We start from the raw sequence: 14,340 nt of genomic DNA, 5'->3' as shown, positions 1-14,340 counted from the left end.
ACAGGCTGGAAGCCTATGCCACTGTTTGTAGCATGAGCCCCTGGCCCGTGGGGATGCGGTTCACAGGCTGCAAGCCTATGCCACTGGTGTCTCGCTTTTACAGGCTGGAAGCCTATGCCACTGGTGTCTCGCTTACACAGGCTGGAAGCCTATGCCACTGGGCGAGCGTCTCGCCAGCAAGGCACGGCAAAAACCGGGCTATCGCCCAAACGGCTCACGGTCTACGGGACTCGTTGCCTCGTCCACTACGATTGGACCCGTCCAAAGTCTGGCGACTTCAGCTACACCAACAACTACTCCTCCATCCACGACCTTGGCGTGGTGCTGCGGACGTTGACGGCGACGGCTTGGTCGTTCTTGTCGCCGCGTTTCGTTTCCCGGTGGTAGCTGCGGTAGTGGTACGCCGATGCGGTGGACGCCTGATAGCGTGTCCGGCCGCCGGGGGGCACACGGTTGACGATGCAGCCCAGGACATTGGCGTCGCTGCTGCGGAGCATCGAGAGAGCTTCTTTGGTCTGCGGCCGGCATCCGCGGCGGACGCGGAAGGCGAACACGACGCCGTCGACCAGATTCGAGACGATCGCCGCATCTGAGACGACCAACAGCGGCGGGGTGTCGACGATCACGTAGTCGTAGCGGCGGCGGAGCCACCCGAGCAGCTCGGCAAAGGCCGGCATCGCGATCGCCTCGGCCGGGTTGGCGGGAATGGCCCCGCTGGGGATGACCGACAAATTGTTCACCTCAGTCGCGTGAAGGATCGCCTCGGGGGTGCAATGATCGTTCAGCAGTTCCGTGATTCCGGGCTCGCCCGTTAACCCAAAGCTTTTCGATGTCTGGGGCCGCCGCAAGTCGGCATCGACCAGGACGACCGATTTTCCGGAAACGGCGATCGACGCGGCCAGGTTGGCCGACACCGTGCTCTTGCCATCCTCCGGCAGCGGACTGGTCACCTGGATGACGCGGGCCTCGCGCCGAGCGGCTTCGAAGAACAGCGCCGTACGGATCTTGCGGACCGCTTCGGCGATCACGCTGTTGGGCTGGTGCACGACCGAAACGCTGCGCGGCACACCCGATGACGACTGCCCGCGGTCCTTAGTGTCTCGCTTGGCCAAGCAAGGGATCTGGCCCAGGATCGGCACATCGAGTGATTCCGCAATTTCAGTCGGATTATGGAAGGTGTGCGATGACGACTCCACAACATAGATCAGTCCGCAGCCCAGCAAGACTCCCAACATTCCGCCCGCCCCAAGGTACTTGTACAGCACCGGTGCGACTTGCTGCGGTTCGTTTGGGGCGCGCAGACTCTTGATGCGAAGGCTGGGCCCTTTGTCGGTCAGGTTCACCCGTGCCATCTGTTCCTCGACTTGGCTCAGCAAACCCTGCGAACGAGCGATTTTGCGTTGGAACATGGCGTCCTTGCGTTCGGCCACGGCCAGGTCCGCCGCCTGCTCGCGCAATTGTTCGATTTCCGCGTCCAGCTTATCCAGTTGCGACTGCAGCACGGCCTGCCGCGCTCGCAAACCGCGGACGTAGGAATTGACGACGAATTTGGCGTGCTCTTGCCGCTTGCTCTGTTCGGCTGCAGGAACCTGCTTGGATTGTTCCAGCGAAGCCAAGCTCAGCTCTTCGCGTCGCGCGTCCTCTTCTTCGATCAGCTTTTGCAGCTTCTCCCGCGTGCTTTCGATCCGTTGATTCAGGTGCTGGACCGTGGGATGGGCCTCGCCATACACCGCCAGAAAGTGATCGCGTTCGACTTCCAGCGGGACCAATGACCGTTCGATGTCCAGCCGTTTTAGTCGCAGGTCTTCTTCGATCGTGTCGGCCGGACGCAGGTGCTCGGAGTCCAACGAGAGTTGGCCAGGCACATCTAGGTCCGCGTTCATCAGGTGGCTGACGACCTCCAAGACCGCAATCGGATTGGTGCGTTGTCGGGCGGCGGCGTTTTGGATTGCGGCCAGGCGGACGTCCAAACCGTCTTTTTCCCGCTCCAATTCCACACGACTTGCCGCCAACAGAGTTTCCTTTTCGCGGAAACGGTTCACCAGTTTTCCCGACGCGTCCCACGCCAGATTCGACTCGGCTTCGCGAAACTGTTCGTACTCGCCTTCCAACTGATCCAGTTCCGGCATCAGCTTGTCTTTGGCGTGCCGGATCAACTGCTTCAGTTCGTCGATCGAATCTTCGCGGCGGTCCGAGAAGTAAGCTTCCAAGGCGTCGCTCAAAGAGGTCACGCCCGCGGCAGCAAACGCTTTTTCACGGTGATCGACGTGCAGGTAAAAGGCCATCGCGCCGGCGGCTCCCCCACCGCCTGCCTCCGGCTCAAACTCGAGGCTTTCGGTTAACTCGGCGCTGAACGCCGTACGTGGCTGCGGCACGGCAGGCGCATCCAGTTTTTCCGCCATGCTGGCCGAGGCCTGTTGGAGAACGTCGTCAGACAGGAGTTGCGCGAGTAATAGGTCCGCACTAGGTAGACCACTGAGGATGTCTCCGGAGGCCGAATCCAGGAGGCTGGGGGCGTCGCTTTCGATCATCAGCTTCGACGAGCACCGGTAGACCGGAGGCGCGTAATGGAACAGCGCGAAGGCGACCGACAGCCCGATCGCGGTTGGCAGCAGCAATACATACCAATAGCGGCGCAGGGCCCTAACCCAGTCGATACCGTCTTCGACCGCCATCTCGCGGTAGTCTTGCTGGCGATAATCCTGCTGGCGGTAGTCCAGGTCTCGGTAACCGGCTTCGAGCGTCTTCGTCGCTCCCGCCCTCTCTGCTTGGAGTGGCCGGTTCCCGCTCGCCTCTGAGTCACCGAGGTCCGAAGTCGGCGACGCCGCAGAAGGCGAAGACGCAGTAGGGTCAGGGTGAAGCATATTGGAGTTTGCCCGAAGGATGACAAGCGAGAGTGCCAGGCCCGAGACGCTCCTGTTGCGCAAGCAGCCTGCGTTGGATAGGGAATCTACACGGGGTGGGTGTTTTGTGCCAGCGAAAACCACCGCTGGGGCCGGCAAGTCTCTGTGGGGAGGCATCCCTCACCGCAGGACCGGAAAAATCGGTAGTGTTTGTTGTTGGCTTGGGATCGGAGGTCCCACGGGCTGTCGATTTATTGAGCCATTTGGTCGCTAGCCTTGGTTTCGTCACCGCAAAACCGGGGTTATTGCCCAAGCGAGTCACACAAGCAAAGCGTCTTCGAATTAATCATCAGCCCGTCCAGTCGCCGGGCGCGGCGGCAGCACGCCACTAGTGGTGTAACTACCGATTTCGCGTTCAAGATAAATACAAGGCCCCGGCATGGGCGACAGGCCGAGGCGACCGCGGATCCGTCTGGGCTTGCGTAAGGCCTTTGCAGCGGTTTGCGAATCCGCCTGCTGAGGTAGGCACCTTGCAGCTTAAGAAACGGGCGCTGCGCGTCTCTCTTCTCAGCGATCAATCAACAACTTCCCTATACCACCCGTTTGGTATAACATGGGATTGTTGGTGGGGGTTGATGGCCCCCTGGTCCGTCCCCTGCTACTTACAGCGTTTTATGTCCACAGTTGAACAACCCGCCTCGGCTACCGCTGCCCCCACGTCGACTCGCTGGCGGCCGCTGACCTGGATCGCGATCTTTCTCGCGCTCGCTCCCATGTTCGTCTGGTATTTATGCCGGCTTTGGCATATCGAACATTACCAATTCTATCCGTTTGTCGGGTTGTTCGTTGCCGTCATCCTGTACCAGCGCTGGGATCGCATCGTCGCTCGGCCCGATGGCTGGTTCGCTTATTCGCTGTTGGGCGTTGCACTGCTAGCCAGCTTGGTGGGCATCAAGGCTGCCTCGCCGTGGCTGGTTGCGTTGGCGGTCGTGATGGCCGCGGGAGCATTTTTGTTCAGCCACCGGGATCACGAAGGCATCCGGCTGCTGTACCTCTGGCCGCTGTTCTGGTTGGTGTTGCGGCTGCCGATGAATCGTGACGAACGTTTAATAAACTGGTTGCAACGGAACACGACCGAGCTGTCCTCGGTGGTGCTGTCGCTTTTGAACATCCCCCACATCGTCCGCGGCGCGATCCTGGACCTGCCGACGCGGGAGTTGTTCGTGGCCGAAGCGTGCAGCGGTATTAAATCACTGTTCACCATGCTGTTCGTGGCGATGGCCTTGATGGTTTGGAAGCAGCGGCGGATGTGGCTGTTGCCGCTGTACCTGGTGGCCGCCGGCGTGCTGGCGGTGCTGGCCAACCTGCTGCGGATCTCGGCGATCGCGATCGCCGAGTACTACTGGCAGTGGGATGTCTCGACCGGCTGGCAGCATGAAGTCCTGGGGTACGTGGCCCTGGTCCTGGGAATCGGGTTACTGCTTTCGGCTGATCGGCTATTTTGCGAACTGGGTGCTCCGATCGCAGCTGACTTGGTGGATGACGAAGAAAGCCCGATCACATCGATATGGAATCGTATTGTAAGTTCTCGGGCCGCAGAGCCGTCTTACGATCGCGAGCGGGATCGCACCGCGGCCACCTCATGTCCGGTCAGTTGCCTTGTCGTTTGCAGTTTGCTACTGATCTTGACGAGTTGGCGAACGATCGACACGCCGGACGACTTCCATACGAACCCAAGGGGCACTCCTCCGGTCCTGTTAGAGCCCGACGTGGCGGAAGTGGAGGCCGCGATGGCACCGATCATATGCGGGAACCACACGGCGGCGCGCGACCGCGAAGACCCGCGACTAGGCGTCCACAGCGACCTGTGGGAAGTGGAAGTGGGTGGCCAGAGTGGCCAGATTGTGATCAGCCAGCCCTATAACGGCTGGAAGGAACTTACACATTGCTATGAGTCTGTCGGTTGCCAGTTGGTCGCCCATAAGGTGACCAAGCGGCCAACAGAAGCGCCTATGGGGGACCGCCCTTGGATCTCCCAAGCGTCGCTTCAATTCGACGACGGAAGTTGGGGGCTGCTAACCTATGCCGCGGTCAACGCGCGCGGCGAGCTCGTTCGTCCGCCCCATGCGGGACTCCTTTCCGAAGCTTTCGCCCGCTTGCGGAAAATAACGTTGTTCGCCCGGCCCGTCGGCCAGACCGTCGCCGTTCAGTGCTGGGTTGTCACGGCGGATCCGCCCAGCGAAACCCTTAAGGCAGAGACGCTAACCCTAGTCGACAACGTCCGCCACAGCGTACAAAGCCAGCTGAGTAGCGAGAAGCGAATGGCAAGTGACGAGTAGCTGATGGTTGATGGCGTAGCTGAAGTCGCCAGACTTTGGACGCAGTGGACGAGGCCACGAGTCCCCAAAAGAAGCGAGAGGCGAGTGGCGCCGAACCCCCTAGCCGACGGCGCGGTTGCGCGGGTCTCACGCCACCAGACATCGCCCGCCGCAAACGGTTAATTCGCATCTGCGCCAGCAGCGCCCCCCAAGCCGACGGCGCGGTTGCGCGGGTCTCACGCCACCAAACATCGCCCGTCGCAAACGGTCAATTCGCATCCGCGCCAGCAGCGCCCCCGCTAGCCGACGGCGCGAGCCGCGGGTCGATTGATTCGAAAACGCATGGCTTATGTAAGCCGTTTGGGCGATAGCCCCGGTTCTGCGGTGACGAAACCGAGGCTATTGCCTAAACGGCTCAACAAATCGACCGACGGCGCGAGCCGCGGGGCCCGGACGGTCAAGATCCGTTCGAATGTCGTCATGCCACAGCCGCTGGAAGCGGCGACAACTCTTTGCCGGCGGTGAAACCGCCGGTTTGGCATGAATGGAACGCAAAAGCCTCGGAGAGGCGACAGAAATCCGCGCCCCGCGTCGGGCTCTCCATGTCCGCGCTGTCGCTCCTCCGGAGCTTTGCGTCTGTGTAGCGGAAAACCGGGGGCTGCGCCCCCGGCAGCGGGCTGTCCCTGCTCCGCAGGTCTCAAGACGGGCCCGCTGTGCCAGTCACTGGATCTTCACAGGCTGACGAGCCCAAGCGAAGTAAAAGAGGCGACCACAGCACCGTCGCTAAACTAGGACCATGGCCGCCTCGCGTGCTCGATACGTCAGTGACGCATCGGCGACTGAATTATATCTGGCGAGGTTGCATCGCTGCAACGCCTCGATCTGGTTCACTCAGTGGACGCATCTTAATACTGCGCGGTGAGCTTGTACACTCATTGAACGGAGGCGTCATGCCTCAAAAATCTCGGGGGTTTGGGGGCTGGCCCCCAGCAGTCCTTGGCTGCGGGGGAGAAGAGGCCGGGGGTGAGGGGGCACTGCCTGGTCTCCAGCCGCATAGCGGCGAAAGCTCTGTGTCGGCGGTGAAACGGCCCGCTCGGCGATCTCGCCAGTAGCTGAACTCGCCAGAGATTGGACGGCCGCCCGCGGCGGCGTCGCTTTCACAGGCCGGAAGCCTATACCACAGAGTAGCTCGGCTGTCCCAGCCGGGGATTGCACGGTCGACGGCCGGGACGCGGCCACCTCGCTTTCACAGGCTGGAAGCCTATGCCACTGGGAATCGCGAAGGAGCGTTTATCGCCCGACCGCCCAAGCCAGATACTCTTTCGCCACGCGTGTGTTGGTTTCCAGGGCCGAGGCGTTTGGAATGGAGTCACGTAAAACTCGCCCCCAGGGCGTTGGCCGATCCGACGTCGGACTGAGGAAATTTGCGGGTAACGGGACCGCATTAAGCCCTTGGTTCTCCGCCAACCGCATGGCTCGTCCCAAATGCGACGCCGAAGTGACAATCCCAACCGGTTCTTCGCCGAGCAGTTCTTTGATCTTGATCATTTCTTCGGAGGTGTTCCGCCCACCGATGACCGTGATCACATCCGCAGGAACATCCAGGTCGAGCAGAATCTTCCGAGCCGCCTCGCCTCCGACAATTGCATCTCCGGATAGGCTTTTTATGCCTACCCCGGTACAGATCAGTTTGTCGGTCAGCCCCAGATGGTACATTCGTGCGGCAAGCACGACGCGGTCACCACTCCGAGTTGTCTGTACTTGGCCGTTGGCAGCCTGACTGGTGCCGCCGCCTAGTACCACGATTTGCCGCAGTGGCTTAGCCTGCAGCGGCTGAACGTTCAGGTAAGGCCCTTCGAGCGTTTCGACCGACTGTTTTGCCACCCACCCGTTGCCAGCCACAGTCAGCAGCAGCCAAGGGACAGCAACCCATTTGAATGCCGCCTCTCGACGCCAAGCTAGCAGCGCCCCAGCAAACGTGAGGCTAAGCCAGACGAGGCCGACAGGCATGGCCAGACTGGTGAGCGTCTTTTCCAGAACACTTCGGTCCGCGACAAACAGTGCGATCCCAATTCCAGCAGCGATTGCCGCTGCGACGAAAAAAGGGTGGCGATTGGTCCTGAGCGGCGTTTCGTTACTCATACGGGCATATCGAAATTGACGTAATGCAAGAGGCCACAAGTCCCAACGCGTAGTGGACGAGGCCACGAGTCCCCACCCGTAGTGGACGAGGCCACGAGTCCCCTGGCAAAACCTGACGACAAGGACTCGCGGCTTCGTCTACTACCCTTCAAGAAGTCCTTCACAGGCTGGAAGCCTATGCCACTGTTCTTTCAGCTATCGATGGCCAGCTGGCTGCGGACGATGGCTGATTCGGGAACGGGGAGTCCCTTGAACCAGGAATGGAACCCACGCCACCCTGGGAAGGCCACGGCGATGGCGGTTGCCAAGAGAATTTTCAAGTCCACCAGCAGGCTATGGTTCTCGACGTACCAAATTTCCAACGCACCCTTGTAGGGCATGATGTCCTCTCGGTAACAGTGCCTTATGTCGCGTCCCTCGATTTCAGCTCTTGCCAAAATCGCTTCCTCGTCGCGAAAGAACAACGAGCCCATTCCGGTCAACCCCGGCTTCACTAGAACAATCTGCCGCTGGATCTCTTCGTGATAATCCGCGAAGCCCTGTGGCATTAACGGCCGCCATCCAACCAGTGACAGTTTGCCCACCAGCACATCCCAAAACTGCGGCACTTCATTCAGTTTCGTCTTGCGCAGATACTTACCGACGGGCAGCACACGCGGGTCGTTACGCAGAGTGATGTTCTGCGTACCCAAGGTCGGGCTGGCCTTCAGCATCGTGGCGAACTTGGTCACCTGGATGATCTTGCCGCCCTGCCCCACGCGATCTTGCAGGTAAAACGCTTCCCGCTCGCCCGTCAGTTTCAGGATCACAATGACGAAGGCCAAAGGGACTGCCAAAATGAGCAGTACCAGAGCGGAGACCGTGATGTCCAGTGTGCGTTTCAGCATCGTTACATTCGGTTGTCGAGTGTCTTACCGGTTTCTTTGTGAGCGAAGTCGGGAAGCAATTCCGAGAACGCTCGCAATAGGTCGCTTTTCGTCCAGGCCTTCGATCGCTTCATCGAGTCGATCGAATCCTGGAAAGCGTCCAATTGTTCGCGGCGGGCGAACGCTTCATTCTGTACGACACCCAGCTCCGCGTAACGGTCCCAATCCACTTTTTCACCGTCGGTGTAGAACTCTTCGAAGTCCTTTTCACCGGTTGTGTCGGTTTTGAAGAAGAAACAGGGCCATTTCTTTTCGGCGGCCAGCTCGTCGACGCGGCGCCGAGCTTCGTCTTCAGACTCGCAGGCAACCGGCTCGTAACCGATGCTTTTCAGGTAGCGTTCCGCCATCGACAAGAAGGTGATCAGATGAAGATTCTCGCTCAGTTTCGGGAAATAGATCTCCCGATCGCTGCCCTGCAGGATCGAAAACAGGCAGAGCTGGGCCCCCTCTCTGCCGGTCACGAAGTAGCGGCGGATGTCGTTCGGAGCCGCGATCGGTTGGCGTTTCTGAATCCGCTGCGTCCAGGCATAGGGTAAAGAACCGTCTGAGAACGCCACATTGGCGAATCTGGCCGTCGAAACCGCGGTCCTGGAGGCCTCGTCCAGGAGAAACATTTCCATGATGCGTTTGGAAGCACCCATCATGTTGACGGGATTGGCCGCTTTATCGGTCGAGACACAGAAGAACTTCTTTGCCCCAATCGACCGAGAGAAGTCCAGCAGTTTCTTGGTGAGGAAGACGTTGACGTCGATCAGCCGCATCAGCGTGAAAGGGTCCTTTTCACTGCGGACATGCTTCAGGGCCGAAAAGTTCAGCACGTAGTCGTAGCCCTTGCCTTCTTGTGCCGTAGCATGCGCAAACGCGTCGAACTCCGGCCCCAAGACGTCAAAGCAATAGGCGTGGAAATCGTCCGTGGTGTATCCCAGTGAGGCGCGTAGATCGCGAACCAGTTCGGCCAGGTTATTCTCCGACATATCAATGACGTGCAGGGCCCGAGGATTCTTGGCGAACAGTTCCCGAACCACTGCTCCACCGATTGATCCTGCCCCGCCCACGACCAAGAAGCGGCTGTCAGCAATCTCCGCCGCAAGCGTTTGCTCGTGCTTTCGCAGGTCCTCGGTGAACAGGGGAGCATCGCGTCCGATCAATTCAAGTAATGAGTCTAAGTGCATCAGTAACCTATTCTTTCCTCGATAGTGTCGCCCCAGTGGCATAGGCTTCCAGCCTGTGAACCGTCCCACCGGTAGTGGACGAGGCAACGAGTCCTAGACTATCGTTCCGTAGTGGACGAGGCAACGAGTCCCAGGCCTATCGTTCCGTAGTGGACGAGGCAACGAGTCCCGGACCTATCGTTCCGTAGTGAACGAGGCAACGAGTCCCAGGCCGTTTGTTGCTAAATCCCGTAGCCGAACTCGCCAGAGTTTAAATGTCCGGACCTCGAACCGCCATGTCCCCGTATCCGCTTTGAAGCCTATGCCCACTGGACGTATGGGGAGCACTAATCCTCACCAATCGAAGACTAGGCTCTGTCCGAAAACGTGGTCAGGTGGAATGGATCGGGCGCGAGCCGCTGCGAAAATCTGGCGAAAATGGTTCGGTGGCAGGACCCGACGCTCGCGCGTTCGGCTGAGGTTTTCAGGCAGAGCCTAATCCAAGCAGGGCTTTCGGATTCATTAGTGTCCTATCAGTGAAGATTAGTGGTTCAACCTCCCGCTCGCACTGCAGGAGAGCTGGACGCTCAGGCCCGAGGAGGGCAATTCTGCAAATGAGTGCCCGAAAACTCCACGCGATGGCACTCAGCAATCAGGCCGAAACTCCTTTGCCGGCACGCCCCGCACAAACGCCCCGTCGGCCACGTCTCTAACGACCGTAGCCCCCGCAGCGACGAAGCAGCGCTCCCCAAGTTCGACACCTTGGATAACGTTTGCACCGGTCCCTACGTGGCTGCCCGCACCAATCCTCACGTTGCCAGAGAGCGTTACGCCTGGTGCGATATGGCAGAAGTCGGCGATCGAGCAGTCGTGATCAATCGAGACACGGGAATTGACGATTGCGAACTCTCCGATCACTGCCCCCGGCTGGACCACACAACCGGCGTGGATCTGGGCAGTCGGGCTGATGACGGCGTTGGCAGCTACCCACGAGAACGAGGACTGGAAATCGGTGAAGGAGTAGCCTGCCGCTTAATGCCGTCGCATGGAGGTTCGTCGAGGTCTGGGGGCGTCGACCGGCAGGATCGAACCCACACCCGATACGAGGTGCACCTCACGCGGCTCGAACTTCTGCAGTAGCGTCGTATCAGAGATGATTCGCAATCCGAACGGATCATTGCCGTGCCGTTCCGGCTGGAGGTCGGTTGCCGTCAATACCTCTCGTCCGGCCGCTTGAAGCGCCGCCGCAACGACTCGCCCATGGCCGCCGAATCCGACGATGACTACGGGGCGGCTCATCGGACGTGCTTTTCGGCCCACCCGGGGGCCAGGTGAGCCGAACTGGGGATATTGATGGCTCGTCGGCTGAGCGATTCGGTCTGCTCAAGCGGTCCCCGCGGGCAATCGCGGTACATCTCCAATTGATGCATCGGGATCCAGACCGGACGGCACTGGTACCCGGACGCATTCAGAGCCTCCAGCACCCCATCGCGTGACTCGGCCAATTCAGGATCCAGGAGGATGCAGTTCAACCAGTAATTGCTCTGGCAGTCCGGCGGTTCTGTCAGGAACTGGGCACCTTCGACCGCAGCGAACGCATCGGCGTAGCGGCCGGCAATCGCTCGTTTGGCGTTGAGCAACTCGGACAGAATCTCCAGCTGGGCGACGCCCATCGCCGCATTGACATTCGGCAAGCGGTAATTCCAGGCGACTTCGTCATGGCGAAACTCCCAGGGGTGGGCGACCTTACCGGTGGTTGTCAGGTGCTTGGCGCGGTCAGCCAGCTCGTGATCATCGGTCAAGATCGCCCCGCCGCCGCCGGTCGTGATAATCTTGTTCCCGTTGAAGCTGACCGCGGACACCTTGCCAAAGCGACCTGTGTGCTTGCCTTCGTAGGTCGAACCCAGCGACTCGGCGGCATCTTCGATCAGCGGGATCTCGTAACGCCCGCAGATCTCTACGATCTCGCGCAGCTGGCCCGGGTGCCCAAAGCAGTGCATCAGACAAACCGCGGCGATGCGACGCCCTGTCTCGCGGTTGCGAGTGCCTTCGGGGCTGGCGACCGCGACTTTCCTCAAGCGATCATCTAGAGCGTCCGGGCCAATCGACAGCCGTGACGCAGACACATCGACGAAATGAGGGACCGCCTGGCAGTGGGAGATGGCATTCGCGGTGGCTACGAAGGTCAGCGAAGGGCAGATGACTTCATCTCCCGGTTCGACTCCCGTCAACCGCAGGCACACTTCCAGGGCCGCCGTGCCATTGACGGTCGCGACGGCTCGTTCGCAGCCGGTCGTCGTGGCCAGCAGCTCTTCAAATCGAGTGACGTAGCTTCCCGCCGACGATACCCAGCTGGTATCGAGGCATTCCTTGACGAACTGCCAAGCAGTAGGAGGCAGGTAGGGACGATGCAGCAGAACGGTTTCGTCGAAGCTGCCGATTGCCCGTCGCACGCCGTCGACGATCGCTTCGGAAAGTGAGTGTGTCATCTCAAGTGATGCCCATAATCTTCAGCATCTGTTCATTGACCTTCACGACGTCGAATCTCTCTTCGGCAAGCTTTCGACTCGCCTCACCCATGGCCTGCCACTGTTCGCGATGCTCGATAAACCAAAGCATGCGTTCGGCTAGCGCCTGGGCGTCGGCTTTGGGGACCAGCCAGCCGTTTTGGCCGTCGATAACTGTTTCACGGCAACCCACGACATCGGTCGTCAGGATGGGGCGACCCGTACACATCGCCTCGAGGACTGTGCGGGGTACTCCTTCGTGGTATGAAGGTAATACGTATATATGGCATTCTCGAAGAAAGGGACGAGGGTCGGAGGTCGGTCCTCGGTACTTGATCACCCCAGATTTGTGCCAGCTTTCGACCTCGCTGAACGGGATGCCGTCCGTTGACGGGTCTTCGGGACCTACCAAGTCGAACTGCGTCCTGGGGTAGACCTGTTTAACAATCTCAGCGGCAGCTATGTACTCTCGAATTCCCTTCTCACCGAGCAGCCGGGCTATCAGCAGAAAACGAGGTTCCTCATCGACGAAGGAATGCTCCTTAAAGTGCTTCGTATTAACACCTGATCCATTAACTACGTGACACTTCTGCGGATCGACTATCTTCTTTCTGATGAAAAGGTCTCGGTTCTCAGGGTTCTGGAAGATAACACCTTCCGCTCGTCGAAGCGCATATCGGTAGAGACGCGTGACAAGCATACTCAACAGGCGACGCTTTAAGCCACCGCCTTGGAATGCATAGCCAATCCCAGTAATCATGGCGAAGAATCGAGTGTGTCGAACGTGTCTAGAAGCGATGCCACCCCAGATAATCGGCTTGACCGTGTATGCGAGAGCGATGTCGGGTCTTGAGTCGACAAAATATCTCCGCAGCTCAAGCAATGTTCTCAAGTCGCTGCGAACACTCATCGCGTTGCGTTCGACATGGTACGCCTGGAAATCAACATCCAACGCTTTGATATCCGCTTCAATATTCGCTTCGGGCGCTGCAGTCAAAACGGTTGCTTCGTACCCTCGCTGCATAATCTCTCTTGTTAAATCGCCCCGCAGAGTTACCACGGTCCCAGGGAACGATCCAAGGAGACAGAAGCGACGGTTCATGCAGTTACTCATATGCGTAGGGAACAGAGCTGACGCCGAGCGTCGGGGCAGCGCGTATTCAGCGCGTGCTGATGCAGAACCTGGGTGTCGGACGCAAGTCCCCCGTCTTGCACACGCTAAGAACCGCTCTGATAAACAAATTTTTTTCCTCCTATCAGAAGCATCGGCCCGAACTGCCGAAAGCTCGTCGCCCTTATGCGTCGTCGGATCTCGACTTCATCCATCGACGGGTCCACCGTACATAGCTCCCTCAGTTCTCGACGAGTGAACGGCTTTCTCGTCCACGACTCTGGGCAAGACGGCAGCGGACGCTCCCGGAAAATAAAATCAAAGATCTCGTAGAACAGAAGCAGTTGGTAATCATAGGTTCTGGCGAGCAGTGACGCTACATCGTCTTGTGGGTAAACCGGGAACCGCTTAACCGCAATGATTCCTCCGGTGTCGACCTTTGGACTCATGTGGTGACAAGTGACGCCAAATTCCTTGACTTGCTGATAGAGCGCAAAGTTATTGCAGCCCACGCCCGGGAAACTGGGTGTGGCTGGGTGAAAATTGATGGATGCAAGTCGAGCGCGTCGAAGGAAATGCTCTGGCAGAATCCATCGAGACAGATAAGAGACAATAAAGTCGCCCTGCCAGGATTCGAGCTCACTCGGGAAAGGCTGGCCCCACTCGCCCGTAACGGCGGTAACGTACTTCAAATTGCGCGTTAGAAGATTCAAAGCTTTCTCGCCATGCTCATCATCCTGCTTTCCCAGGAAAAGTACACGAATGTCTTTTTTCATTAGGTGTGCTTTCTAAATTTTGATAAGAGCTGCATCAGCGAATCAGCAGCTTTCCGAGGGAATGTGCTATCGTTGTCGAACACAAACTGGTCGCTTTCACGAAATTCTCGTTGGTGATCAAGGCGCTGCCAGCAATCGAGCCAAGCCCGGATATGTTCAAGCAACTTCTTCGCATCCTCACGGTACTGCGTTGGGAGTGTATGGCCGTAATCCATAATCAGGTTGCGTAACTCCAGATTCGCATCAAGCAGCAGTTTGGCGTGATGGTACGTCTCGCCGTTTCCAAGGTAGCTTTCGTAGCACTGCTGGCAGTAAAGCAGGCGGTTTTCTAGGAGAGTTAGAAATCTCTTGGTGGGTTCAGTATTGTCCATCGTGTCAGGCCGGCTTGCCTGCTTCGGCAGCAGTGGCGGTGTGGTAGATCAGTGACTGCCGACTGTTCAGGATTCAAATCACACGCACGCAGCTGAGTGCGTCGCACGTAATTATTCGACATAACTTTGGAGTGACGCCATGAGGGTGACGCTCCGCGTTCGTTGTGTGGTAGTCAGCGTTGCTAGCAGGTTTTA

Annotated in this window: 11 protein-coding genes; 1 reads left to right on the top strand and 10 read right to left on the bottom strand. The window is 58.8% G+C overall.

The genetic code is table 11. The features are described 5' to 3' along the window. Positions 1-293 precede the first annotated feature (293 nt). Positions 294-2,864 (bottom strand): polysaccharide biosynthesis tyrosine autokinase, encoded by a 2,571-nt coding sequence (locus GE027_RS19600; RefSeq protein WP_162006834.1) that lies wholly within the window; start codon positions 2,862-2,864, stop codon positions 294-296. A 653-nt stretch (positions 2,865-3,517) separates the two neighbouring features. Between GE027_RS19600 and xrtU the strand changes: the two genes are divergently transcribed. Further along, a complete protein-coding gene (gene xrtU, locus GE027_RS19595) occupies positions 3,518-5,182 on the top strand; it encodes an exosortase U (protein WP_162006833.1) in 1,665 nt (554 codons plus the stop codon). Between the two features lie 1,269 nt (positions 5,183-6,451). On the opposite strand, the gene GE027_RS19590 is transcribed toward xrtU, so the two are convergent. The 9 genes from GE027_RS19590 to GE027_RS19550 all read right to left on the bottom strand — a co-directional run bounded on the left by GE027_RS19590 (position 6,452) and on the right by GE027_RS19550 (position 14,145). Next, a complete protein-coding gene (locus tag GE027_RS19590) occupies positions 6,452-7,303 on the bottom strand; it encodes a YdcF family protein (RefSeq protein WP_153558920.1) in 852 nt (283 codons plus the stop codon). 191 nt (positions 7,304-7,494) lie between these two features. Next, a complete protein-coding gene (locus GE027_RS19585; RefSeq protein ID WP_202617479.1) occupies positions 7,495-8,190 on the bottom strand; it encodes a sugar transferase in 696 nt (231 codons plus the stop codon). Positions 8,191-8,192: 2 nt separating this feature from the next. Continuing rightward, positions 8,193-9,401: a UDP-N-acetylglucosamine 4,6-dehydratase gene (locus tag GE027_RS19580; RefSeq protein ID WP_153558919.1), complete on the bottom strand. Its 1,209-nt coding sequence runs from the start codon at positions 9,399-9,401 to the stop codon at positions 8,193-8,195. Positions 9,402-10,025: 624 nt separating this feature from the next. Continuing rightward, positions 10,026-10,298 (bottom strand): LbetaH domain-containing protein, encoded by a 273-nt coding sequence (locus tag GE027_RS23800; protein ID WP_162006832.1) that lies wholly within the window; start codon positions 10,296-10,298, stop codon positions 10,026-10,028. Between the two features lie 114 nt (positions 10,299-10,412). Then, positions 10,413-10,679 carry a PglD-related sugar-binding protein gene (locus GE027_RS19570; RefSeq protein ID WP_153558918.1) on the bottom strand — a complete coding sequence of 89 codons (267 nt, stop codon included), beginning with the start codon at positions 10,677-10,679 and terminating at the stop codon, positions 10,413-10,415. Next, on the bottom strand, positions 10,676-11,869 hold the full coding sequence (locus GE027_RS19565) for a LegC family aminotransferase (RefSeq protein ID WP_153558917.1): 1,194 nt from the start codon (positions 11,867-11,869) through the stop codon (positions 10,676-10,678). The genes GE027_RS19570 and GE027_RS19565 overlap by 4 nt, the downstream gene beginning before the upstream one ends. 1 nt (position 11,870) lies before the next feature. Next, positions 11,871-12,989: a glycosyltransferase family 4 protein gene (locus GE027_RS19560; protein ID WP_153558916.1), complete on the bottom strand. Its 1,119-nt coding sequence runs from the start codon at positions 12,987-12,989 to the stop codon at positions 11,871-11,873. 116 nt (positions 12,990-13,105) lie between these two features. Then, positions 13,106-13,774 (bottom strand): formyltransferase family protein, encoded by a 669-nt coding sequence (locus GE027_RS19555; protein ID WP_153558915.1) that lies wholly within the window; start codon positions 13,772-13,774, stop codon positions 13,106-13,108. Next, positions 13,774-14,145, bottom strand: a complete 372-nt coding sequence (locus tag GE027_RS19550) for a hypothetical protein (protein ID WP_153558914.1) — start codon at positions 14,143-14,145, stop codon at positions 13,774-13,776. Before GE027_RS19550 ends, GE027_RS19555 begins: the two co-directional genes overlap by 1 nt. Positions 14,146-14,340 lie beyond the last annotated feature (195 nt).

It is taken from the genome of Roseimaritima sediminicola (assembly GCF_009618275.1).
Classification (GTDB): Bacteria; Planctomycetota; Planctomycetia; order Pirellulales; family Pirellulaceae; genus Roseimaritima; species Roseimaritima sediminicola.
Note: the sequence above shows the minus strand (reverse complement) of the source record. Positions and strands in the feature narration are given on the sequence as shown.

Coding starts and splice junctions, on each gene's coding strand:
- GE027_RS19600 (WP_162006834.1), bottom strand. CDS start 2,864: ATGCTTCACCCTGACCCTACTGCGTCTTCGCCTTCTGCGGCGTCGCCG.
- xrtU (WP_162006833.1), top strand. CDS start 3,518: ATGTCCACAGTTGAACAACCCGCCTCGGCTACCGCTGCCCCCACGTCG.
- GE027_RS19590 (WP_153558920.1), bottom strand. CDS start 7,303: ATGAGTAACGAAACGCCGCTCAGGACCAATCGCCACCCTTTTTTCGTC.
- GE027_RS19585 (WP_202617479.1), bottom strand. CDS start 8,190: ATGCTGAAACGCACACTGGACATCACGGTCTCCGCTCTGGTACTGCTC.
- GE027_RS19580 (WP_153558919.1), bottom strand. CDS start 9,401: ATGCACTTAGACTCATTACTTGAATTGATCGGACGCGATGCTCCCCTG.
- GE027_RS19570 (WP_153558918.1), bottom strand. CDS start 10,679: ATGAGCCGCCCCGTAGTCATCGTCGGATTCGGCGGCCATGGGCGAGTC.
- GE027_RS19565 (WP_153558917.1), bottom strand. CDS start 11,869: ATGACACACTCACTTTCCGAAGCGATCGTCGACGGCGTGCGACGGGCA.
- GE027_RS19560 (WP_153558916.1), bottom strand. CDS start 12,989: ATGAACCGTCGCTTCTGTCTCCTTGGATCGTTCCCTGGGACCGTGGTA.
- GE027_RS19555 (WP_153558915.1), bottom strand. CDS start 13,774: ATGAAAAAAGACATTCGTGTACTTTTCCTGGGAAAGCAGGATGATGAG.
- GE027_RS19550 (WP_153558914.1), bottom strand. CDS start 14,145: ATGGACAATACTGAACCCACCAAGAGATTTCTAACTCTCCTAGAAAAC.